The following is a 23,556-nucleotide window of genomic DNA, read 5'->3' on the forward strand; positions in this document are numbered from 1 at the left end:
CCAAAATTTAGTAACGTATGTTTATCGAAACACTAATCACAAACCCGATTCATTTTTTCAGAATCGTTGTAATTGTTATATTCTCCATCACTTTGCATGAACTTGCTCACGGCTGGGCTGCGATGAGTCAGGGAGATGACACTCCAGAACAAACTGGTCATCTGACGCTTAATCCTGTAGTTCATATGGGTCAAGAATCTCTCATCTTTCTCTGTCTCATGGGTATAGCTTGGGGACAAATGCCCGTCAATCCATCCAAGTTTCGCTCAGGTAAGCTAGGCAATATTTTGGTATCCGCTGCTGGGCCAATATCAAATCTGGCTTTAGGTATTTTATTTATTATGATGCTTAAAATTCTCGCTAATTTGAGTCTTTCAGGACTATTCAGTGCCGAATTTCTTTACCTAGCAGCTCGGATAAATTTGACCTTATTTTTGTTTAATCTTTTGCCGATTCCACCACTCGACGGCTTTCATGTCTTCAGTGAAATTTTTCCTCAGCTAAAACCATTGAAATATACTCAATTTGGACTTTTTGCCATGATGGTTCTATTTATAGTTCCGGGTTTTGGCATCGGACTTGGTAGGATTGCTGATTTTTTTATCCGGTCAGGATTGGGGATGTAAACAGCAAATATTTAGGCAAAAGCAAGGAAAATTTAAATGGAAATCAAGCAAAAATTTGTGGTTGCTGCTACTAGTATTGCCTTGAGTATTGCTGCTATACTTCTACCATCTGGAGAATCAATGGCGAGTACATTATCTATAGGTCAATATAGTAATAAATGGCATTCTATAAATAATCATTTAGTTAAATATCCTTACGAAATAAGTCCACAATTAATGGTTGTGCAACCAGAGCTATTTAACTCCGTGTTAGGAAATTTTGTAATTGAAAAAGGTAATTTTATGACCTGTTTGGATCGGGAGCGATCGCCATTTACCTCTTCCATTGAATTATTGATGAGATTATTAATCATTGGAAGTTTTGGCTCTGTGGGAATTGCAGGTTATTCTTCCTTTGTAGAGCGCTATTTTCAAATCATTAATAAAGATTTAAAAATTATTTATTACAGTATTATTTTGTTATTGTCTTTACAGATTATAGGTAGTGTTATTGTTTTGATGTCTTCACCCACAAGGTCAATTTCTTCTGTAATTAGTCCAAGCTCTACCTGTATTTTAGGGAATCCCTAAAAATGGTGCTTATATTTACAGTCTTTTAAAAGAATACTGAAAAGTATTGGATAGTGATTACTTCAGTAATCTTAACATTGAAGTTAGTGGATATGCTTAGTTACCTTAAAGACACAACTTGAGTGGCAAGATTACTGTGTTTGATCTGGAAGACTTTTTTAACCTTTCATCTGATCTATTTTGTATCATCGGACAAGATGGTTTTTACCAACAAGTTAATCCAGCATGGGAACAAGTATTGGGATGGAAAGCGGAAAACTTAATCGGGCATCCGTGGCTGGGATTAGTGCATCCAGATGATATCACAATCAGTCACTTGCCAACGGAACCACAGCAACAGTTGCAATGGGACAGCCGTTATCTTCATAAAGATGGTAGTTATCGGTGGTTGTGTTGGAGTTTATCAACTTCTCAAAAAGGACTCATTTATGCAGTAGGTAAAGACATTAGCCAACAACTGCGGCGAATAGAAGCGCTACAAACTGAACGGGAAAGCCTTTATAACCTACTCAATCAGTTACCAGCTTTTCTCTATCTGCAACCCAAGGATTATGGGGTGGGATTTTATAACCAACGCTTTTGCGAGGTATTTGGAGACCCCACAGGGAAACGTTGTTACGAAGCGATCGCCGGATTAAAACAACCTTGTCCTGAATGTCCTACCTTTCGTGTTTTTGATAGTAATGCTCCGCAACTTTGGGAATGGGTGGATAGTAAAACAGGCCGGGTATATCAGATTTACGATTATCCATTCAAGGATATAAATGGTGAGCCGATGGTTGTGGAAATGGGTTTAGATATCACTGCTGTCAAAAAAGCCGAGGCTGCTTTGCGACAAAGGGAGCAGGAATTAACTCAAAAAAATCAACAACTTCAAGAAACCCTTGAACAATTACAAAAGACCCAAGCACAACTAATTCAAACAGAAAAAATGTCTTCTTTAGGACAATTAGTTGCGGGTGTAGCTCACGAAATTAATAATCCCATTAGCTTTATTAATGGCAATATTACTCATGCTAAAGAATACATCCAACAATTGCTAAAAATACTGCAACTTTACCAAAAAGAATATCCTCATCCAACACCATTGATTCAGGAAGTAATAGAAGCAATCGAGTTAGATTTTGTCATTCAAGACCTACAAAAACTGCTAGATTCTATGCAAATGGGAAGCGATCGCATTCGCAACATTGTACTGTCGTTGCGGAACTTCTCACGACTGGATGAAGCAGAAATGAAAGCAGTGAATGTTCATAGCGGTATTGATAGTACGCTAATGATTCTGCAAAACCGCCTCAAAGCCAAACCTGACAGTTCCCAAATTCAAATTATTAAAGAGTATGCTCAACTTCCTCTAATAGAGTGTTACGCTGGTCAACTTAACCAGGTGTTTATGAATATTATTACTAACGCGATCGATGCTTTGGAAGAGTTATATGTCAATAACCAGGAGTCAAGTTGTAATCCACAAATCACTATTCGCACTGAGTTACTCAACTCAGATTGGGTTGCTATTGAGATTGCTGACAATGGAGTGGGAATGTCACAAGAAATTCAACAACGTCTATTCGATCCCTTCTTTACAACTAAAGTAGTAGGTAAGGGAACTGGTTTAGGGATGTCAATTAGTTATCAAATTGTCACAGAAAAACATCAGGGTCAACTGCGATGTATTTCATCTCTAGGAGAAGGAGCAACATTTATAATTGAGATTCCTATTCGACATTTACTGCTTGACAATAAAGAAGTGCAAAAATGCTAAAAACCTTTAATCTTTTGGGATTTTCTATGAGGTTTTTCCAGTAGTTATCAATTAAATTCATAATATATATTTGTAGTGACACAACTATTTGTGCCACTCCTGTGTAATCAGCAAAAATTATAATTGCTAAATAATCTAATTATCTGTAATGGCATAAAGAACTTTACTGTAATATTCTGTTTTGGTATAGATACTGATAATACTATCACCAACTGCAAAAAAACTGCCTTCTTGCTCATTTTTAGAAAATTGCAAATTTGGGTATTTCGCAGCAGCTTCGTCAGCAGTCATAGTTTTGGCTTTCATTTGATCTGGCAAGAGTCCAGTACAACCAATGTAAAATACCAAAGGAGATATTTTATCTTGGTAGATATTTTCTGCATATTTTTCTAACTTTTTATTTGCCACTGTTAAAACTAAAACCATTTCCTCTTTGCCGATTTGCTTACCAGCTTGTTTGTCCCGCAATAACTGCGCTAAACTATCAGCACCAACTTTCTGAAGAATACCTTCAACAATGCCATTTTGCTCAAGCCCAAGAAAATCATCAAAAATTGGTTTCATCAATTCGTCAGCTTTTGTAATCTTGGTACGGGATGACAGTAATCTGTGCCTCACAGCGAGATTCTGATTAAATGCCATCTCGAAACTCGGATTCATGATAATTTCTCCGGTTTCTTTGTCATAAAGGCGATACATTCTATTGAGAAACTTGTTAGCAGAAGGTAATTTACTCAAATTCAGAATATCTTGACTGCCGATATCGATTTTATAACTCAATTTGGAGTCAATAGTACCATTAGCTAAAGCTTCGCTGATATCAGTGTATTCATTGGTTGTAGGAAAGTTGATGTAAGTATTCTTAGATAGATAGTGCTTTTTAAACTCATCTAACTGCGCCTCGATAAATACATCTGATTCCTTTTTTAAGTGAGCAGAAATAATACTAGTCAGTACTTTAATTTCTGCCAGTTCATTGAATAATCCATCAATACTGCTGTAACGACTATTAGCAGCTACAAGTGGCAATTTATCTAACTGAATCGTATATTCTGCTCGGAAGTCAAATTCTTCTGCGTCCAATATACCTTTTTGTTTGAGTAAATCAAAGACTTTTTTACTGCTAATTTTGACTTGTAATGAATTTACATTCATTTTGCCGTCACTTACAATTGTATAATTATTAAAGGTTTTGAGGTCATTTACTAACAATCCTGCTACTTCAATAGTAGGAGTTTGATCTTCAAATTTTATAAGTTTAACTCTACGTTTGACAAGCATATTGATAGTAGCAGTGTTGCGGCTAAACTTAAACTCTCCCAGATCGACGTACTCAGCATTATCTATATATTCTGTTGTCAACCAAGGTTGTAACAGTTCTCCATTTTCGTTTCTAATGCCTCTAATACGCTTAACACCTGTTCTTTGATAATATTCTTGTAGGTGCTTGATATTGATGATAATGTTATTGCGATATTGTGCAAAAATTTGGATTAATTCTACTAGAGAAATTTTATTGTCGCTCATATTCTCACCTTGCGAATAAGGTCAATAATCTTTGATAACAACGGTTATTGAAGTTTATTAATATTCCAAAATAAACTGTTCTTACCGTGTGAAATTTCATGGTAAGTTCGTGGAGATTGAGGGTTTAAGTTTAAACGCAGAGGGGAGGCAGCGCGTTGCGGGGGTTCCCACGGCAGTCGCTCATGGGGGGAACCCCCAAGACCACGCTGCCTCCCCGTTGTAGCGACTGCCGTCGCGCAGAGTATAGCGCAGAGGAACGCAAAGTAAGTTTTGAGTCTATTCGCTAGGAATTTAGGCAACGCGAAGAACAGCCTTGCCTAAGTTTATAGTACAATTGTATCATACAAAGAACAAGCTGTGTAGGCGTAGCCGCTGGTAGATATTGCTTTGTTTTGAGTCTAGATTTAGGCTCCGGGTTTGAAATAATCGAAGAGGCGATCGCCTGAATCTGCGCGAATCAATGCTACAACTACATCTGGTAAGGTGGCTAAACTGGGATAAACCAAGTAACGCGGTTCCCAACGGGGACGGAACTTGTCTTTGTAGGCGTGCAGTCCTTTGAAGTTGTAGAAACGATTCAAATGCTCGTAAAGATAGTGCAATACTTTCTCCAAGCGGCGCGATTCCGGGTTGTCTCCAACTCCAGCAAGTGCAGAAAGACCGAAATTAAAGCTGTCGTACCCATTCTCTTTAAAATGCTGGAGCAGGGAAATAAATAGAAAGTCCATTGTGCCATTTTCAAGAGATGAGCGATGTCGCATCATGTCAATAGTCGCTTCGTTAAGTTGATACTCTCGGATAATGTTGGCAAAGGCGCTAATCTCACCTTCAGGATTATGCACCACAGCAATCTCGCACTCTCGCAGGTAAGCTTCGTCAAACCAACCCAAAGAAAATTGTTTTTCTGAACCTTGTACCATTTTTAGCCATTCATCACTCACAGATTTGAGCCGATGCAATAAATCATTAGCGATTGGTGGTTGGTAAAAGTCGATTTGGTATCCTAGCTTAGTTAACCGACTGATTGATGGTCTAAAGTTTTTACCGGCTTTACCTTGTAAGGTAAAACTTTTTAAGTCAACGATCGCTTCCTCTCCAATCTTGAGTACCTTAAACCCCAACGATTTATAAAGCTCAATATCATCGGGCATAGTTTGGTAAAAGCCAGGATACCAGTCATTACGCTGACAAAACTGTTGGAAAGCAATAATTGTCTCTTTGCGGTCTTCAATGGGGCCGATGGGATCTCCCAAAGCGATCGCGCCCCGTCCTTTGGGAACATAAGCAATTATACTATTACCCGAAGGACTAAAATAATAACTTTTATCATTTAAGAGAGTGAGCGCTGCTAAAGAAGAACATCCATATTGCTCGACAATTTCTTTAACTCTTCGTCGCTCATTTGTAGTTGCTAGATTGCGCCAAAACACAGGTTGCAACAGCATTACTATTGCATAAGTAAAAGTACCTGCGGCAATAATATAGATAGAATTAGCAAAAAATTCTCCAAATCTACTTTTTGGTTGCAGTCCCCAATTATCCTCGGTGAAGAACATTGCCAAAGTCTGAACTATCGCTTCTCGCCAATTAAAATTCTCTGAAAATTTCCCGTCTAACAAGTAAAATCCAATAGTTCCGTATGCCAGAGTAAATAATAAAGCGCCTATCAGCACTCTGACTCCCCGTGCAATCGAAGGACGGTCTGATTGCGCCGTGAAATAATGCCGCATCAAGATTAATTGCAGCAGCAAAACTCCAGAGAGTAGACTCTCTTCATAGTCCAGTCCTTTCAGCAAATGGCTGAAAATGGAAATTATTAGTAAACCAATGGTAAGTAACCAGGCTATTTTTTTACGGCGTAATAAATTAGTAGCAAGTGTTAATAAAACAAACCCAGTCAATGCTGCAAATATATGACCGCTGGCACGAATTTCAAATGGTAAAAATTCCTTTAACCACTGATTCCGTCCATACAGGTTAGGTGTCACGGCTGATAATAAATTTACTACTCCGACTAAACCTGTTAGGAAAGCTGCACTCCAAAGTCCAATCTGAGTTTTTAAATTATTTGTCATTTTTCGTTAGTAGTTAGGAGTGAGGAGTTAGGAGTTAGGAGTTTTCAATTTTTAACTCTTAACTCTTAACTCCTGTACAGACGCGATTAATCGCGTCTCTACTTTGACTTTTTAAACTGTTCTCCGACATAAGAGAGTGAATCTTTAAGGTGTTTGTGGAAGTAGTTCCAGCCTACATTAGCACCAGACAAACCATGACCGCCAGGAAATGCATAAAATACGTGAGCAATCCCTAATTTATTTAAGGTTTCGTTAAAGGCTTTGGTAGAGGCTAACAAATTAGGATCGTTCACACCCGCATCTAGGTAAACACGCAATCGCTTCCTATCTTTAACTGGTAGCTGTTGCACAATTTGTTGAGGACTATTTTGTGAACCGCTGTCATCAGTAAAGTAACCGCTATGGCTAAACAAAATCTGAAAGTTATTGAGATAGCGTAATCCAATATTAAATGCACCCCATCCTCCAGAAGATAGACCTCCTAGCGCCCAAAATTGGGGTTCTTCCAAAGTGCGGTAGCGCGACTTGACAACTTGTACTAATTCTGAACCAATCAAAGTCCCCATTTTGCCATTCGGCCCATCAAAGTAATCGGGGTCGTATAAAGGACTAGAACCGCGATTATCATTACCATCAGGTGTAATCACAATCGATGGCGGTAATTTTCTACTTTGATAAAGTTCATGCAATACATCTAAAAGTGCGTATTTATCAGCATAAGCACGAGCATCATCATGACCCCCGTGTAGTAAGAATATCACAGGGTAGCGCTTTTGGGGATTTTTGCTATAACTAGGGGGCAAAATCACGCCGTAGTTACGGACTGTACCCATCGCTTGGGAGTTGAAGGTTGCTAATTGAAACTTTAGCCCGGTATTTGCCTCTTCTTGGGGTGGGTCTAGTTGTGGCGCACCTAAAATGAATACATAATAATAACCAGCGCTAGCCAGGAGTGCGATCGCTCCTACTAAGGCAATTAAAAATTTAGAAATTTTCATATTCTTTATATTCTTTTAACTTAAAAAAAATTACCTCCATTAGAACTTACTATAATGAATATTTTACAAATGTCAGTATACTTTTTAACTGTGGTTTTAAAGTATTAACTGGTTGGCAAAATAATATTATTTCTACTAGTAGTTCGCCAAGCGAACGCAAGCGGGGTAAAGGGGAAGGTGGGGTCCCAAGAAGGGGATAAGGGGAGGGTGGAAGGGGGAAAGGGGAAGGGGGAAAGGGGAAAGAAATGGAATTTTCCCTTTCCCTTTAACCTTTAACCTTTTCCCCTCTTTCCTTCTCACAAGCGCATTTTTGGGTTGGCAGACTACTAGCTTAGACATTGTATAGCAGTTCTTGCTGGAGGTAAAACTATTGCTAACTCTAGCATTCACCTTTCCAAAGGTTCTAACCTGTGTAACTGCGGCTATACTATGGATTGTTAATTATTTTGAGCATTTTTTTATGATTAATACTTAAAGTTTTATCAGCCATATTTGCTGTTTCTGAAGCTCGAAATTGTTCGCCGACAAATGTTAATGAATCTGCTAAATGCTTCCGCCAGTACTGCCAAGTGTGACTACCAGGAAACTGACGAAATGAATTATAAATTTTCAGTTGATTTAGTACTTTACTAAATTGTTCTGCTTCCTTGAGTTCATCAATATCTGATGTACCCGAATCCAGGTAGATTTTTAACCTTTTTTGAGCTTGTATAGGAATGGTTTTAATATAAAATATTGGGCTATTTGCTGGGCCACTTTTATCATTAAAATAACCACTATGACTAAATAAAATCGAGAAACGATCCAGGTTGTGTAATCCGACATTCATTGCTCCCCAACCACCAGAAGATAAACCACCTATCGCCCAAAAATTTGGATTATTTATTGTGCGATAAGAGCTGATTCGTAAAGAAAATCTGAAGGATACTCAACTCGTTACTAGGTCTGAGTTTCAGCGAATAAGTATTTTTTTGACTCAAATTCCTGAAATCCTTGCAAGACAAGTACTTTACTTGAGTTTACAAATTAGCTCTAACGGCTTTGCACAACTTTTACTAACTCATCGCCTACGGCTGTAGAGACTTTACCATTAGGGCCATCGAAATATTCTGGATCTCGGTAGGGACTAGAGCCACGTTTGTCGTTGCCATCTGGTGTAATGATGATGCTGGGTGGCAACTTACCTGTAGTATAAAGTTGTTCTACAGTCTTGAGAGCTTGTCCCTTATTCTGAATAAACCAATCACTGGGATTACCATGTCCACCGTGGAGGAGAAAGATTACAGGATACCTTTGTTTGGGGTTTTGCTCATAGCCAGGAGGTAAAGAAACGCCATAAGTGCGACTTGCACCCATTGCTTGACTATCGTAGGTTTCAATTTTGTAGGTTAGGAGAGTTTGTGAGTTGCTAGTATTGCGCTGGATTGGAACAACGGAAGGCGTTGTTTGTAAATCCTGCTGTTGCGGTGGTTTTGCAACGACACTTTGGTAAAAATTACAGCTAACTAGAGTTAATACTGAAAATAGCAAGAGAGTTTTAGGTTGTTTGTAGTTCATCTTTGAAGGGAATTGAGCATGAGGTAGTCGTTGCTTGTTTTCAAAATCTTATGCAAATGATATGTCAACGCTGTGTCAACAGAATGGAAACTTTACGACTGGTTGTAAATTAAAAGTCAAGGTTAGGATAAGTTTCTTTACTATGCTTAAAAAGCTGCAACTGAATTTCAGTTCTTTGTTTGGCTTGTTGCTGCTGGTGCTTTCCCTGTTGGCGATCGCTAACGAATTACGTGAGTATAATTATCGTGATATCCTCAACTCTTTAGCTGCTATTCCCAAAAGTCGCGTAAGTTGGGCAATTTGGCTGACAGCTTTGGGCTATCTAGTGATGATTGGGTACGATATCTTAGGTTTTAACTACATTAATCGTTCTTTAAGTTGGAATAAGATAGCTTTCACTAACTTTATTAGCTCTGCATTTAGTAATACCATCGGTTTTGCCTTGCTAACTGGCAGTGCTATCCGTTATCGATTTTATGCTAGTTGGGGAGTGCCAGCAGTGGCGATCGCTCAAGTAATTGCTTTCGCCAATTTTACTTTTTGGTTGGGAATGTTTGCCGTTGCAGGTTTCTTATTTATCATCAACCCCCTGAAGATTCCCACTCAATTACATTTACCTTTTGCTACTGTGCGTCCCATCGGCGGAATTTTTCTGCTATTAGTTGCAGTTTACTTACTAGGAAGTATTTTTATCAAACAACCATTAATAATTCGGGGACATGAATTTCGATTTCCTTCTTTTAAAATATCCCTGGCTCAAATAGCAATTTCTAGTTTTGACTGGATTCTGGCGGCAGCAGTTCTTTATGCTTTACTTCCTAGCAATATATCTTTGTCATATTTAGACTTTTTGGGAATTTATTTACTAGCGATGTTTGCAGGTGTAGTTAGTAATGTTCCCGGTGGTTTGGGAGTATTTGAAACTATAATTTTGCTGATTCTATCTTCAAAAGTTTCGGCGGCGGCAGTTTTGGGTTCAATGTTAGCTTATCGGGGAGTCTACTATTTCTTACCTTTGCTAGTAGCAGCAGGTTTGCTCGGAATTTATGAGCTTAGATTTAGAAAGGGGAATTAAAAAATAGAACTCTTGTATGAATCAAAAGCCCCGATCTCCCAACCCCTTCTCCCAAGCTTGGGAGAGGGATTTAGGGTGAGGGGTATTTATGTCAAATTCGTAAAATCAGTAACTACCGTTATTTTTAAATGCGGAATTCTGCGGTGCTATCTTCACATTCGGCGGCAGAAATTCATAATTTTTGCTGAGGCGATCGCTAAACAAATACCACAAAAATAGTAACAGTTAGTTGCAAATTTTGAAGTAGATTTCCAGAAATCACCATCAAAATTTGGTTTTACTGTTTGAGGATAGAAATAATCATGAAAAATAAAGTATTGTTTGGCGCCATCTTCATGGCAACTTGGGTAGGAACATTAATTCCCAGTGCTTTTGCTGCTTCACCCTGTTCTGTGGGACAAAAGGCTGAGGTTCTTTGGAAAGAATCATGGTATCCAGCAACGGTACTTAAGGTTAATGATGACAAGTGCTATATTACCTACGATGGTTATGATAGTTCCTGGGATGAATGGGTTGACACTGCACGCTTTCGGGCATCATTTCAAGCTGGAGATGCAGTGAGAATTTTGTGGAAAGGAAAATGGTATCCAGGACAGGTTTTAGAAGTTAGTAACGATCTTTATAAAATTACTTATGATGGCTACGATAGCTCTTGGGATGAGTGGGTTGAACCTGCAAGAGTAAGCAGATAGGGAATATTTCATTTTTAGAATTTGAGAGGGGCGATTTCACCTGTTGAAGTCGTCCCTTAATTTGTTTTATCAAAACAGAATTCAGGAGTCAGAAGTCAGAATTCAGAATGAATTTTGTACAACTGGTAAGAGGCTGTTAAACTAAGAGCCATAAGTAAAATCTCGTATGTTTTTACAAACTTATGGAGCCAGTATCACTGACAGCAGGTGCGATCGCCACTCTGGTAATCATCAAAGCCTTTGAAAAAACTGGGGAAATCATCGGCGAAAAGGCTTGGAACGAAGGCGAAAAGTTGTTAGTTTTGCTGAAACGCAAGAAACCTAGTACGGCAAAGCTTATCGAACAGGCTGAAACACAAGCTTTAGATTATGGTCAAGCTTATCTCATTGGGCAGCAAGTAGAGGAAGCGGCGAAGAAAGATCCTGAAATTGCTCAAGCTGTAGAGGCAGTGGCGGATGCTGTTAAATCTCAACCCTCTATTATCCAGAATTTTACGAACACAGTAGATAAAAATTATGGCGGCAATGTTGGGAACGTTTCTAATGATAACCGAACCCAAACCTTTAATTTCTGACTACAGCCGCCCGAACGGGAACGGCTAAAGTTAAATCCCTCTACTGAAATACCGCAAAATTTGCCCCTGAGTGGGGTGGTGGAATTTGTCGGACGTGAGGAAGAATTGCAAAATCTTCACCAACTTTTGCAGGATAATAAACAAGTTGCCATTGCTGCGATCGCTGGGATGGGTGGAGTTGGTAAAACAGAACTCGCCTTACAATATGCCATTCAGCGCCGCGAAACATATAACGGTGGACTTTGCTGGTTGCTACCAAAAACTGGAGATGTGGGCATTCAAGTTGTGCAGTTTGCCAGAACGCAGCTTGATTTAAAGCCGCCAGAAGATTTTGATTTACTCGCGCAAGTGCAATATTGCTGGCGGCGTTGGCGTGAAGGTGATGTGCTGCTAGTGCTGGATGATGTCAGCGACTACGAGCAAGTTAAGCCTTACTTACAGTCGCTACCTTCTCGGTTTAAAGTGTTGATGACTACCCGCCAGAAGTTGGGGGGGACGCATCGCACAGTTATCTTTAGATGTGCTGCAAACAGAGGCGGCGCTGGAGTTATTAAAGTCTTTACTCAAAGAAATACCGGGGCGAATTGAAAAAGAATTAGCTTTAGCAAATCAGTTGTGTGAATGGCTGGGATATTTACCTTTAGGTGTGGAATTAGTGGGGCGCTATCTGGCGCGGAAACAGGATTTATCTTTAGCAGAAATGTTGCGGCGGTTGCAGAACAAGCGATTAGATGAGCGTTCTCTGTCTAAATCTAAGTCGGAAGTTGACATGACAGCACAACGAGGTGTGTTAGCAGCCTTTGAGTTGAGTTGGCAAGAATTAGAAGACGACGATAAACAATTGGGTTGTTTATTGAGTTTATTTGCAGCCGCACCCATACCTTGGAAGTTGGTGGAACAGTGTGTAACAGAAGAAGATGCCGAACATTTAGAGGAAATTAGAGATGATCGCTTGCTGAATCTGCATTTACTTCAGCGCAAAGGTGAGGGAATCTATCAACTGCATCCACTGTTACGGGAGTTTTTTCAATATAAGCTTACAGGTTTAGATAAGGGAGAGGAATTAAAGCGATCGCTTTGTTGGGTAATGGTAGCAGTTGCCCAAGATATTCCTGAATCGTCCACCCTTGAGCAAATCACCGCCATTTCTCCCGCTATTCCTCATATAGCTGAAGTAGCGAATCATCTCATTCAATACGTCAGCGATGATGATTTAGTTGAGCCTTTCATCGGCAACGCTACATTTTACAATGCTCAAGGTTTATATAACCAAGCTTTACCTTGGTATGAACAGTGTTTAGAAGTCACTAAAAAGCGCTTGGGTGAAGAACATCCAGATGTCGCACAAAGTCTCAACAACCTAGCAGAACTCTACTACTTCCAAGGCAGATACAGCGAAGCCGAACCCCTTTACATCCAAGCTTTGGCACTCAGGCGCAAGCTGCTGGGTGAAGAACATCCAGATGTCGCACAAAGTCTCAACAACCTAGCGGGACTCTACGACTCCCAAGGCAGATACAGCGAAGCCGAACCCCTTCACATCCAAGCTTTAGCACTCAGGCGCAAGCTGCTGGGTGAAGAACATCCAGATGTCGCAGTTAGTCTCAACAACCTAGCGGGACTCTACGACTCCCAAGGCAGATACAGCGAAGCCGAACCCCTTTACATCCAAGCTTTGGCACTCAGGCGCAAACTGCTGGGTGAAGAACATCCAGATGTCGCACAAAGTCTCAACAACCTAGCGTTACTCTACTACTTCCAAGGCAGATACAGCGAAGCCGAACCCCTTCACATCCAAGCTTTAGCACTCAGGCGCAAGCTGCTGGGTGAAGAACATCCAGATGTCGCAGTTAGTCTCAACAACCTAGCAGAACTCTACCGTTCCCAAAGCAGATACAGCGAAGTCGAACCCCTTCACATCCAAGCTTTGGCACTCACGCGTCAACTGCTGGGTGAAGAACATCCAGATGTCGCACAAAGTCTCAACAACCTAGCGGCACTCTACTGTTCCCAAGGCAGATACAGCGAAGCCGAACCCCTTCACATCCAAGCTTTAGCACTCAGGCGCAAGCTGCTGGGTGAAGAACATCCATCTGTCGCACGTAGTCTCAACAACCTAGCGGGACTCTACTACTCTCAAGGCAGATACAGCGAAGCCGAACCCCTTTACATCCAAGCTTTGGCACTCAGGCGCAAGCTGCTGGGTGAAGAACATCCAGATGTCGCACAAAGTCTCAACAACCTGGCAAAACTTTACTACTTACAAGGACGTTATATCGAAGCTGAACCATTTTATCTGCAAGCTTTGGAGATTTTTGAGCGACGGTTAGGTGCAGATCATCCTAATACTGTTACTGTGCGTAAAAATTTAGCAGATTTGCGCGATCGCCTCCCCCCAAATCCAGAATAAGCTAGTTTTGTGCAAAGCATACCGTAATAAAACTGAAAAGCGCGATCGCCTAGACTAAAATTCATATTGAACTAAGTAAAAATGCCATTCAACTTACTCAAAAAGAGCTTTTACTTTCTCAAAAGCAGCTTTTACTTTCTCAAACCCCAGTTTGCTTTCTCATTTTGGTGTTTTCCGCAAGCAAAATAAGCTTTGACTTACTCAAAAGCAGCTTTTACTTTCTCATTTTGGTGTTTTCCGCAAGCAAAATAAGCTTTGACTTACTCAAAAGCAGCTTTTACTTTCTCATTTTGGTGTTTTCCGCAAGCAAAAGCAGCTTTTACTTTCTCAAACCTCAGTTTGCTTTCTCATTTAAGTAATTCACGCATTCGTTTTGGTATATCATTGAGCCAAAAGCTGGCGTAGGCGTAGCCCGTCGGAGATATCGCTTTAGAAAAGAAGTTAAATCAACAGGCGATCGCTATTATGCAGTTGTGAATGATGAAGAGCAATGTCTCCCACAACAAAAAATCAGCTACGATAAATCATATAATTATCTTCACAAACATAGCAATGTTAATTACATACACTGCAAAATATACAAAAACTAATAGCGGATATATGGGACAACTTATTGAATGGCAAGAAGTCATCACAGAAGGAGAAACCTTAGAAGAATGCAGGGCTATGTTACAAGATGCAATCAAAGAAATGATTCTTGCCTATCGCCAACAAAATAAAGAAATTCCCACAGGTGGTTCTTTGCTCGAACAAATTCCTATAGAGGTTTGAGTGTGTTAGTCAAGCGAAAAGAGCTAATTAAATACTTAGAGCAAAATGGCTTTTATTTATTAAGGGAAGGAGGAAATCATTAAATTTATACTAATTAGATAAAAACTCTTCCTGTAAAACGGCATCGTACCATTGATCGTATTACTGCTAATGAAATATGTAAACAAGCAGGTTTATTACCTAATTTTTAACTACAAAGTGTAAATCAATAAGCGATTGCTCTTTTAAATCTCATCAAACACAGCAATGTTAATTAAAATATAGGATTACTCAAATAAATCAAATCCCTTTTCGCTTCTCAACTTTCTGTCAAAAGTCACTGTTGAACTACAACCAGAATCTTGATCAATCGCCCCAATTAAATAATCAGAAAAATCTGCACTTCCCTGCTTAAATCTTTGTAATGCTTGATAAACTAAAGAGCGATTTTCTAGCTCAAATACCGAACATTGCAGCATTAATTCTATAGTGTTACTAATTTCTTCCCTACTAAATTGATAAGTATTACTCCGTAAAACCCATACCAATTCACAAATCACTATATTAGCAACAAAACATTGCTCTCCCCCTTCGATAATTTCAGCAGCTTGCTCCCACTGCTTTTCATCATCTTTTGTTAAGTAGCGCACTAAAATATTTCTATCAAGTCCAATCACTTGCGCCTTCTTTAATTGCAGCTTCCATTTCTTCTAAAGTTGCGCTTTTCATGCCCGGACGGTGTAAAATCCCTGATAAACTTTGGATGGAGATATTCAGGGGAATTAATTTAACTATTCCATTTTCATCAATGACAAAATCAACTTTACTACCTGTATCAAGGTTAAGATAATCCCTAATTTCTTTAGGAATAGTTACTTGCCCTTTAGTGGTGATGGTCGCACTAGCCATTATCCAGGCTCCTTACATAAGTTCCTTACCTGATTATAAAGTCTACTGCGCCTAATGCACCGCCACAGGTAAATCGGCACAATAAAACCTTTAAAATATGATAGCCTCGCCCCAACAAAACTATCTTACTGTTGAAGAATACCTCCAAATGGAGGAACAGAGCGATATTAAGCATGAATATATAGACGGTTATATTTACGCGATAGCTGAGGTGCTCGATCCACACGTAACCATAGCTGGAAACCTTGCTACCTTCCTCCGTAATCATGTGCGCGGCTGTGGTTGTCGTGTTTACATCGCTGATATGAAAGCTCGAATCGAATCTCTGAATCGCTTTTATTATCCCGACGTGATGGTTACTTGCGACCAACGAGATCGAGAAACGCCAGGTTATAAAAGATTTCCCTGTTTAATTGTGGAAGTTCTATCTAATTCTACCGAAGCCTTTGATCGGGGCGACAAATTCGCCGATTATCAAACATTGGAAAGTCTGCAAGAGTATGTTTTAATTAATACAAAACGTCAGCGAGTTGAGTGTTTTCGACGCAATGAACAAGGGTTGTGGGTTTTACAATCTTACACATCAGAACATCAATCATTTCGACTCAATAGCGTGGATTTTGAGGAAACAATGGCAGCACTTTACGAAGATGTGGTTTTTGAATAGTCAATTATTATAGGGCATTCGACGCAATATTTAGTAAACTATATAACTGATAAGCCTTGAAGGCTTCCTAACCAAGCGGAAGCGTTGATGAAAGCAGGCACAATTGATTAAAAAAAGTTATGGCGCTCATAGTTCAGAAATACGGTGGTACATCTGTCGGTTCAGTCGAACGTATTCAAGCTGTTGCACAGCGTGTTTATAAAACTGTTCAAGCTGGAAACTCTATTGTCGTAGTGGTTTCGGCAATGGGCAAAACCACCGATGGACTCGTCAAACTAGCTACTGAAATTTCTCCAAATCCTAATCGCCGGGAAATGGATATGCTGCTTTCCACTGGCGAACAAGTAACGATTGCCTTACTCAGTATGGCTTTGCAGGAACTCGGACAACCTGCGATTTCCATGACTGGCGCTCAGGTAGGAATTGTTACCGAAGCTGAACACAGTCGCGCTCGGATTTTGCATATTGAAACTACTCGCCTAACTCGCCACATAAATGCAGGTAAAGTAGTTGTAGTAGCTGGGTTCCAAGGTATTTCTAGCGTCGGAGAGATGGAAATTACGACTTTGGGGCGTGGTGGTTCCGACACCTCAGCAGTGGCGATCGCCGCCGCATTAAAAGCGAATTTTTGTGAAATTTATACAGACGTTCCAGGTATTCTCACTACAGACCCCCGCTTAGTTGCCGAAGCTCAGTTGATGGATGCCATCACCTGCGATGAAATGTTGGAACTAGCTAGCTTGGGCGCAAAAGTGCTGCATCCTCGTGCTGTGGAAATTGCCCGTAACTACGGTGTTCCTTTGGTAGTAAGGTCTAGTTGGACAGATCAACCAGGTACTTGGGTGACATCAGCCAAACCCCAAGGGCGATCGCTAATCAATTTAGAAATTGCCCGTCCAGTAGATCATGTAGAATTTGACACTGACCAAGCAAAAGTTGCTTTGTTGCGCGTACCCGACAAACCAGGTGTAGCAGCTAGGTTATTTGGCGAAATTTCTCGGCAAAAAGTAGATGTAGATTTGATTATTCAGTCAATTCATGATGGTAATAGTAATGACATTGCCTTTACTGTCACCACACCAATATTAAAACGGGCAGAAGCAGTAGCAACAGCGATCGCCCCAGCACTGAGAAGTCAATCTAACCCCAAATTTGACGAAGCCGAGGTAATGCTAGAACATAATATTGCTAAAGTCAGCATCGCTGGCGCGGGAATGATTGGGCGTCCTGGTGTGGCTGCAAAGATGTTCGCTACCTTAGCTGAAGCAGGCGTGAATATTCAAATGATTTCCACCAGCGAAGTGAAAGTAAGTTGCGTAGTCAATGCCGCAGAATGCGATCGCGCCGTTTTGGCACTCCGCACTGCTTTTGAGATTGAAGCAGGGGAAGGGGGGACAAGGGGACAAGGGGGACAAGGAGGACAAGGGGGGACAAGGGGGACAAGGGGGACAAGGAAGAATCATTGAACAAATTTCTCCCTTGTCTCCCTTATCTCCTCCCTCTCCTCCCGTTCGCGGTGTCGCCCTCGATTTGAATCAAGCGCGTCTTGCGATTCGCCAATTGCCAGATCGTCCGGGAATGGCGGCGAAGTTGTTTGGATTATTAGCGCAACATAATATCAGCGTTGATATGATTATCCAATCTCAGCGTTGCCGGGTGATTGATGGTGTTCCCAGACGAGATATTGCCTTTACAGTCTCGCGGATAGACGGGGAAAATGCCAAAAAAATGCTTACTCAAGTAGCAGCAGAGTTAGGATGGGGTGAAGTTGTTTTAGATAGTGCGATCGCGAAAGTGAGTATTGTTGGTGCAGGGATGGTAGGACAACCAGGTATTGCCGCTAAAATGTTTGAAGCTTTAGCCCAACAAGAAATCAATATTCAAATGATTGCCACCTCAGAAATTAAAATTAGTTGTGTTGTGGCACAAGAGCAAGGTGTTAAAGCTTTGCAAGCTATTCATGCAGCCTTTGAACTAGCTGGTAGCGAGAAATTTGTCGTGCCAGCGTAAAATCTGAATCAATGAGCTTTCACCCTAAATCCCTCTCCCAAGCTTGGGCTACGGTTTACACACAACTCAAATTACCCCCCTTAGAGGTTGTTTGAAAAGTACTTTGCTGTAATTTTAATCACATTATTACCCCCCTTAGTCCCCCCTTATAAAGGGGGGAAACAAGAAAAATCCGGTTCCCTCCCCTTTATAAGGGGAGGGTTAGGGTGGGGGAAAACCCTGGTTACTCAGCTATTTCAGACTTGTGTATACACCGTAGCAAGCTTGAGAGAGGGATTTTGCAATATACACGCGGTAGCAGCCCGCGCATCGATCTCATTGGAAGTTGCTTAATAAATAAATATTTATATTTTAAAATCAGTAATAATAACACGTAAGCTATAATCGAGCAATTTATCAGACTAGAATTTTATATTGATGAATAGTCATTTACTAGATGGACATTATCAAATACTAAAAGTTCTCAATGATGGGGAAAAAGAGAAAACCTATCTAGTTGAAGATGTTAACCTTAATGGTAAAGAATTTATAGTAAAGCAGTTATCTCTTCCTAATAGCAATCCTCAAGCTTTAACCATCCTGCGCCGCTTGTTTGACAGTAAGGCAGCAACTTTAGAAAAACTCGGACAAGAACACGATAAAATTCAAAAGCTCATTGCTTCTTTCGAAGAAAATGAAGAATTTTATCTAGTCCAAGAATTCATACCGGGTAATCCTTTAACTGAGGAAATTATCCAGGGACAACTTCTCAAGGAAGACCAAGTAATTAGTCTTTTGTCAGAGATATTAGAAACTTTGGTAGTTATACATAGCTATGGCATAATTCATCGGAATATTACACCAGCAAATATTATTCGCCGGGAATCAGATAAAAAATTAGTTTTGATTAATTTGGGTACTTTTAATGAAGCGATCGCTAATACTGTTGATAATTCTGAGTATATGCCTATAGAACAAATTAACGGCAACCTCAAATACAACAGTGATATATATGCTTTAGGTCTTGTTGCGATCGCCGCACTGAAAGGTTTACCTACAAAGGAAATATCTAATTTGCGAAGTCAGAAAAATAAGCTGACAGGTGAAATACTTTGGCGCGATAAAAATATAAAAGTTAACAGAAAATTAGCAAAAATTATTAATAAAATGGTGCGTTTTGATTATCGGAAGCGCTACCAGTATGCAACAGAAGTCTTAGAAGACCTAAAAAAGTTAATAAATGTTGATGACAATCGACAAAAACAGCATCAAAAAAAATTATTACTAGTTATAGGGGGGATAGCTGGTTGTGTTGCACTTGGTATCGCAGCTTGGCAATTTAAGTTGCTAAAACCTGTAAGTGATGCTCAACAGACATTATACCAAGAGGGAGTGAATAAATATGAGTCAGGAAACTATGAAGGAGCAGTTGCAGATTTCAATCAGGTTATTGAATTAGATCCGCAAAACGCTTTGGCTTATAATAGGCGGGGTGATGCTTATTATCGATTAGGAGACTACGAGCAAGCACAAACAGATTCTAGCCAAGCTATTTTACTCAATCCTCAAGATGCTAATGCCTATTTCGATCGAGGATTTGCTTTTTCGGCATTAGGCAAATACAAAGAAGCGATCGCAGATTATACTCAAGCCATTAAGTTAAATTCTAAAGATGCTTATGCTTACTATGGACGAGGATTAGCTCGTGCTCAATTGAAGGATAATAAAGATGCAATTGAAGATTTTAGTAAAGCGATCGCTCTTAAACCCCAGTATACCGAAGCCTACTTGCAACGAGGTATTCTCCACCGCCGCCTCAAACAAAGAATTGAAGCAATCCAAGATTTTGATAAAGTAATTAAGATTAATCCTAGCGATGCTAAAGCTTTTTATCAAAGGGCTTTAACTCAATCTCTTAATAAACAAAAAGATGAAGCAATTAAAGATTACACAGATGCACTCAACATCAATCCCAAATACATAGAAGCTTATCTGAATCGTGGTGATATTTACAGCGATCTGGGAAATCAAGTAGAAGCTACTGAAGATTACAACACTATTTTACAGATCGATCCTAAATTTATTGCAGCTTATATTCACAGAGGTATTCACCGCTTTTCTTTTGGAGATTATAAAGGGGCTATTCAAGATTATACTGAAGCACTAAAACTAGATACTAATAATATAGCAGCTTACAACAACCGTGGTAACGCTTATCTGGAACTGGGAAATAAAAAAGCTGCAAATCAGGATTATTCACGAGCGATCGCAATTAATCCTAACAACGCCCTAGCCTATTATAACCGGGGTGTGATTCGCACTAAGCAGAAAAATAAATCGGGTGCGATCGCAGATTTCAAAAAAGCTGCAAAACTATTCCAACAGCAAGGGGAACAAGATAGTTATCAAGATGCACGGCGGGAAATTGCAATTTTACAAAATAATTCAGCGCCAGCTCTAACTAGTCGCCCGAAATCTGGGAAAATAGAAAAAAATTGAGCTACTACTCAATATAGTGTTGGCTATCAACGGTCAAAACTCTTAGAGAGTGATTGTGCTATTTAAATGTGTTTTATTTTACAAATTTACGATATTACTTTATCAAGCTAGTTTTTATGGTTTGTAGTAAGCACTTTAGTGCTTAGAAAACAAGGACTAAATTCCTGATTAATTCCCATGAGTCACTGCATTGTATTACGACTCAATTAGGATTACTATATGCTAATTCTCCTGACTTTTTATCCAGATAACCTGGAAATATTTACTCATAGAGATGTTGATACGGTACTGAAAAGAATTGATGGTTCTCACAATATTTGGTTGCGTTGTGTTCACTTCCGCGATCGCACTGGAACAGCCAGGATTATCAAGCACTTTGGACTAAATCCATCTCGTGTTAACATGATTTTCAACCATTCCCCTGTAGGAATTGATGAAGACGTAGAAGATTGTTTATTTGACAGCTATGAAATCCTAACTTCTCAAATAAAAAATAATGAGTTTGAGGTGGTGCGTGGCAACATTGTAGTTGGAAATAATTTTATCATAACTTTTGAAATCACAGAATTAAAAATTTTAACTATTTTAACTAATAATCTCCAAAAGCGATCTCTAGATATTGAGAAATTAGGAATTGACTATCTTTTTTATCTCATATTTAAAGACATTTTAAATAACTACGAAACTGTATTTACCTATATCTCTAGAAAACTTGATGATTTAGAAGATGAAGTTTTAGACAATTCTGGTGATGAATTAACGTACAAAAAAATTGCCACAATGAGGCAATCTACTCGTTCTGGGCGCCGTAATTTTCAAAGCATCAAGTTACTTATGGCTATTATGGATAATGAAGATTTCCAATGGATCGGTCAGCCAGTAAAAGAACTATTCAATCAAGAATTAGTTCATCACGTTGATAAACTCTGGCAAGAATATCAAGCTATAAGAGCCTGGATGTCAGAATTAATGGAAATTCAACGCGATAATATTGCTAGTAAAACAGGCGAACGAATTAATCGCCTGACTATCTTATCGACCATCTTTTTACCAATTACTTTTATATCTGGTTTCTATGGTATGAACTTCAAAAATATGCCGGAATTAGAACAACCTTTGGCTTACCCTGTAGTAATCTGTATGATGGCACTAATTGTGATTGGCAGTATTGCCTATGCTAAAAAACAACGTTGGCTGTAGAATATATAAAGTTACTAATAACAAGATTATCGATTCATTAAAAAGCCATTTATTTGAGTCTGTTGGTGCAGAATAAATTAAAATGCGATGACTATATATATTATTTAAATAAACTGAATCAACCCTAAATCGGCAAAGAAACGTGAATTTACCATTGATTATTCGTGCTGAAGAATATAACCAGAAAACAGCAATTGTGACAACAGACGGAGCATTTACCTATCGGGATTTGCTACACACTTCCAGTCAAATAGCAACAAGTCTTCTTCAAAATACAGAAGATTTGCAAGAGCAGCGAGTTGCCTTTCTCATTCCGCCTGGGTTTGAGTATGTAACGACTCAATGGGGAATTTGGCGGGCTGGTGGCATAGCTGTACCTCTGTGTATTTCCCATCCCCGCCCAGAATTGGAGTATGTAATTACTAATTCTGGAGCATCGATTATTGTTGCTCATCCTAATTTTGAGGATATACTGCGCTCGCTAGCTGAAAAATACAATTTACGATTTATCCTCACCTCAGAAACGCTTCCACATAACATTAGTCGCCTCCCAGAGATAGATATCACTAGACGCGCCTTAATTCTCTATACCAGTGGTACAACAGGTAAACCAAAAGGTGTAGTTACGACTCACCAAAATATTCAAGCGCAAGTGACTAGTTTAATCACCGCTTGGGAATGGACATCGGACGATCGCATTTTGCATATTCTGCCACTACATCATATTCATGGGATTATTAACGTACTGACTTGTGCATTATGGGCTGGCGCGGAGTGCCATATATTGAGCAAATTTGATGCCGAAACCGTTTGGAGGCGAATTTGTGATGGTGACTTAACCTTATTTATGGCAGTACCAACAATTTATGTAAAGCTAATTGCGGCTTGGGAAACTGCCCCTAAAGAACGCCAAAAAATCATGTCAGCAGGCTGTGCTAAAATGCGCCTGATGGTTTCTGGCTCGGCAGCGTTACCAGTTCAAGTTTTAGAAAAGTGGCAAACCATCAGCGGCCATTTTCTGCTAGAGCGCTATGGTATGACTGAAATCGGCATGGCGCTATCAAACCTTTTACACGGTGAACGGTTGGCTGGATATGTCGGCAAGCCTCTGCCTCAAGTTGAAGTGAGATTAGTAGATGAGAACGGAGAGTTAGTTCCAGCCGGAACACCAGGAGAAATCCAAGTTAAAGGCCCCGGAGTGTTTCTCGAATATTGGCAAAACCCGGAAGCAACCGCCAAAGCCTTCCAAGATGGCTGGTTCCGTACTGGAGATACCGCCGTAGTTGAGAACAGCAACTACCGAATTCTGGGACGGATGAGTGTGGATATCATCAAAACTGGAGGGTATAAAGTTTCTGCTTTAGAAATTGAAGAAGTACTAAGAACCCATCCAGATATCCAAGAATGTGCAGTGGTTGGGGTTGCTGATTTAGAATGGGGCGAACGGGTGTGTGCCGCCTTAGTATTGCAAGGCTCACAACCTTTAACATTACAAGCTTTCAGGAGTTGGGCAAAAGAGCGATTAGCTGTTTATAAAGTGCCAACCCAAATTTTGATCGTTGAAGAATTACCGCGCAACGCGATGGGGAAAGTGACTAAGCCGACGGTGGTTGAACTATTTTGCTGATAGGGATGGTCATTGGTCATTGGTCATTAGTCATTGGTCATTTGTGTT

Annotated in this window: 18 protein-coding genes and 2 pseudogenes; 13 read left to right on the forward strand and 7 right to left on the reverse strand. The window is 39.8% G+C overall.

All coding sequences use genetic code 11. The features are described from left to right. The first annotated feature begins 17 nt into the window (after positions 1-17). From NSTCB13_RS33470 to NSTCB13_RS33480, 3 genes are all read left to right on the forward strand, one after another. Entirely contained in the window at positions 18-626 is a 609-nt protein-coding gene (locus NSTCB13_RS33470) for a site-2 protease family protein (protein ID WP_448266933.1), read from the forward strand. 36 nt (positions 627-662) lie between these two features. Then, a complete protein-coding gene (locus tag NSTCB13_RS33475) occupies positions 663-1,196 on the forward strand; it encodes a hypothetical protein (RefSeq protein ID WP_448275333.1) in 534 nt (177 codons plus the stop codon). Positions 1,197-1,332: 136 nt separating this feature from the next. Next, positions 1,333-2,958, forward strand: a complete 1,626-nt coding sequence (locus tag NSTCB13_RS33480; RefSeq protein ID WP_445631862.1) for a PAS domain-containing sensor histidine kinase — start codon at positions 1,333-1,335, stop codon at positions 2,956-2,958. Positions 2,959-3,093: 135 nt separating this feature from the next. On the opposite strand, the gene NSTCB13_RS33485 is transcribed toward NSTCB13_RS33480, so the two are convergent. The 5 genes from NSTCB13_RS33485 to NSTCB13_RS33505 form a co-directional block, all read right to left on the reverse strand. Further along, positions 3,094-4,485 (reverse strand): hypothetical protein, encoded by a 1,392-nt coding sequence (locus NSTCB13_RS33485; protein ID WP_448275335.1) that lies wholly within the window; start codon positions 4,483-4,485, stop codon positions 3,094-3,096. A gap of 404 nt (positions 4,486-4,889) precedes the next feature. Next, on the reverse strand, positions 4,890-6,560 hold the full coding sequence (locus NSTCB13_RS33490; RefSeq protein WP_448266929.1) for a phosphatidylglycerol lysyltransferase domain-containing protein: 1,671 nt from the start codon (positions 6,558-6,560) through the stop codon (positions 4,890-4,892). Between the two features lie 98 nt (positions 6,561-6,658). Beyond that, the gene (locus NSTCB13_RS33495; protein WP_445631865.1) at positions 6,659-7,558 is read right to left on the reverse strand and encodes an alpha/beta hydrolase; all 900 of its coding nucleotides are present in this window, start codon (positions 7,556-7,558) and stop codon (positions 6,659-6,661) included. A 427-nt stretch (positions 7,559-7,985) separates the two neighbouring features. Continuing rightward, a complete protein-coding gene (locus NSTCB13_RS33500) occupies positions 7,986-8,462 on the reverse strand; it encodes an alpha/beta hydrolase (RefSeq protein WP_448275876.1) in 477 nt (158 codons plus the stop codon). 128 nt (positions 8,463-8,590) lie between these two features. After that, entirely contained in the window at positions 8,591-9,115 is a 525-nt protein-coding gene (locus NSTCB13_RS33505) for an alpha/beta hydrolase (protein WP_448275337.1), read from the reverse strand. Positions 9,116-9,257: 142 nt separating this feature from the next. Here NSTCB13_RS33505 and NSTCB13_RS33510 point away from each other — a divergent pair, with 142 nt between their 5' ends. From NSTCB13_RS33510 to NSTCB13_RS33530, 5 genes and pseudogenes are all read left to right on the forward strand, one after another. Next, positions 9,258-10,190, forward strand: a complete 933-nt coding sequence (locus tag NSTCB13_RS33510) for a lysylphosphatidylglycerol synthase domain-containing protein (RefSeq protein ID WP_448275338.1) — start codon at positions 9,258-9,260, stop codon at positions 10,188-10,190. A 302-nt stretch (positions 10,191-10,492) separates the two neighbouring features. Further along, on the forward strand, positions 10,493-10,882 hold the full coding sequence (locus NSTCB13_RS33515) for an agenet domain-containing protein (RefSeq protein WP_448275340.1): 390 nt from the start codon (positions 10,493-10,495) through the stop codon (positions 10,880-10,882). Between the two features lie 182 nt (positions 10,883-11,064). Next, positions 11,065-11,457, forward strand: coding sequence for a hypothetical protein (locus tag NSTCB13_RS33520; protein WP_448275342.1), 393 nt, complete (start codon positions 11,065-11,067; stop codon positions 11,455-11,457). A gap of 75 nt (positions 11,458-11,532) precedes the next feature. Beyond that, positions 11,533-13,867 (forward strand): annotated as a pseudogene (locus NSTCB13_RS33525) (tetratricopeptide repeat protein). A 552-nt stretch (positions 13,868-14,419) separates the two neighbouring features. Further along, positions 14,420-14,638 carry a type II toxin-antitoxin system HicB family antitoxin gene (locus tag NSTCB13_RS33530; protein ID WP_445631871.1) on the forward strand — a complete coding sequence of 73 codons (219 nt, stop codon included), beginning with the start codon at positions 14,420-14,422 and terminating at the stop codon, positions 14,636-14,638. Between the two features lie 266 nt (positions 14,639-14,904). Here the strand turns inward: NSTCB13_RS33530 and NSTCB13_RS33535 are convergent, their stop codons facing one another. Further along, complete coding sequence (locus NSTCB13_RS33535; RefSeq protein ID WP_448275343.1) at positions 14,905-15,294, reverse strand: PIN domain-containing protein; 390 nt, start codon at positions 15,292-15,294, stop codon at positions 14,905-14,907. Further along, entirely contained in the window at positions 15,281-15,526 is a 246-nt protein-coding gene (locus NSTCB13_RS33540) for an AbrB/MazE/SpoVT family DNA-binding domain-containing protein (RefSeq protein ID WP_445631873.1), read from the reverse strand. The genes NSTCB13_RS33535 and NSTCB13_RS33540 overlap by 14 nt, the downstream gene beginning before the upstream one ends. Before the next feature lie 97 nt (positions 15,527-15,623). Between NSTCB13_RS33540 and NSTCB13_RS33545 the strand changes: the two genes are divergently transcribed. From NSTCB13_RS33545 to NSTCB13_RS33565, 5 genes and pseudogenes are all read left to right on the forward strand, one after another. Next, complete coding sequence (locus NSTCB13_RS33545) at positions 15,624-16,193, forward strand: Uma2 family endonuclease (protein WP_445631874.1); 570 nt, start codon at positions 15,624-15,626, stop codon at positions 16,191-16,193. Between the two features lie 119 nt (positions 16,194-16,312). Then, positions 16,313-18,203: pseudogene (locus tag NSTCB13_RS33550) on the forward strand (aspartate kinase). Between the two features lie 417 nt (positions 18,204-18,620). Beyond that, positions 18,621-20,681 (forward strand): tetratricopeptide repeat protein, encoded by a 2,061-nt coding sequence (locus tag NSTCB13_RS33555; protein ID WP_448275346.1) that lies wholly within the window; start codon positions 18,621-18,623, stop codon positions 20,679-20,681. Between the two features lie 219 nt (positions 20,682-20,900). Next, a complete protein-coding gene (locus NSTCB13_RS33560; protein ID WP_448266917.1) occupies positions 20,901-21,881 on the forward strand; it encodes a magnesium transporter CorA family protein in 981 nt (326 codons plus the stop codon). Between the two features lie 142 nt (positions 21,882-22,023). Then, entirely contained in the window at positions 22,024-23,508 is a 1,485-nt protein-coding gene (locus tag NSTCB13_RS33565) for an acyl-CoA synthetase (RefSeq protein WP_448266916.1), read from the forward strand. The last annotated feature ends 48 nt before the right edge of the window (positions 23,509-23,556 follow it).

This window comes from Nostoc sp. DSM 114160, assembly GCF_053470305.1.

Excerpts from the sequence above, each read along its gene's own strand:
- NSTCB13_RS33490 (WP_448266929.1), bottom strand. The coding sequence starts at position 6,560 with ATGACAAATAATTTAAAAACTCAGATTGGACTTTGGAGTGCAGCTTTC.
- NSTCB13_RS33475 (WP_448275333.1), top strand. The coding sequence starts at position 663 with ATGGAAATCAAGCAAAAATTTGTGGTTGCTGCTACTAGTATTGCCTTG.
- NSTCB13_RS33485 (WP_448275335.1), bottom strand. The coding sequence starts at position 4,485 with ATGAGCGACAATAAAATTTCTCTAGTAGAATTAATCCAAATTTTTGCA.
- NSTCB13_RS33540 (WP_445631873.1), bottom strand. The coding sequence starts at position 15,526 with ATGGCTAGTGCGACCATCACCACTAAAGGGCAAGTAACTATTCCTAAA.
- NSTCB13_RS33520 (WP_448275342.1), top strand. The coding sequence starts at position 11,065 with ATGGAGCCAGTATCACTGACAGCAGGTGCGATCGCCACTCTGGTAATC.
- NSTCB13_RS33555 (WP_448275346.1), top strand. The coding sequence starts at position 18,621 with ATGAATAGTCATTTACTAGATGGACATTATCAAATACTAAAAGTTCTC.
- NSTCB13_RS33515 (WP_448275340.1), top strand. The coding sequence starts at position 10,493 with ATGAAAAATAAAGTATTGTTTGGCGCCATCTTCATGGCAACTTGGGTA.
- NSTCB13_RS33560 (WP_448266917.1), top strand. The coding sequence starts at position 20,901 with ATGCTAATTCTCCTGACTTTTTATCCAGATAACCTGGAAATATTTACT.
- NSTCB13_RS33545 (WP_445631874.1), top strand. The coding sequence starts at position 15,624 with ATGATAGCCTCGCCCCAACAAAACTATCTTACTGTTGAAGAATACCTC.
- NSTCB13_RS33470 (WP_448266933.1), top strand. The coding sequence starts at position 18 with ATGTTTATCGAAACACTAATCACAAACCCGATTCATTTTTTCAGAATC.
- NSTCB13_RS33530 (WP_445631871.1), top strand. The coding sequence starts at position 14,420 with ATGTTAATTACATACACTGCAAAATATACAAAAACTAATAGCGGATAT.
- NSTCB13_RS33495 (WP_445631865.1), bottom strand. The coding sequence starts at position 7,558 with ATGAAAATTTCTAAATTTTTAATTGCCTTAGTAGGAGCGATCGCACTC.
- NSTCB13_RS33505 (WP_448275337.1), bottom strand. The coding sequence starts at position 9,115 with ATGAACTACAAACAACCTAAAACTCTCTTGCTATTTTCAGTATTAACT.
- NSTCB13_RS33510 (WP_448275338.1), top strand. The coding sequence starts at position 9,258 with ATGCTTAAAAAGCTGCAACTGAATTTCAGTTCTTTGTTTGGCTTGTTG.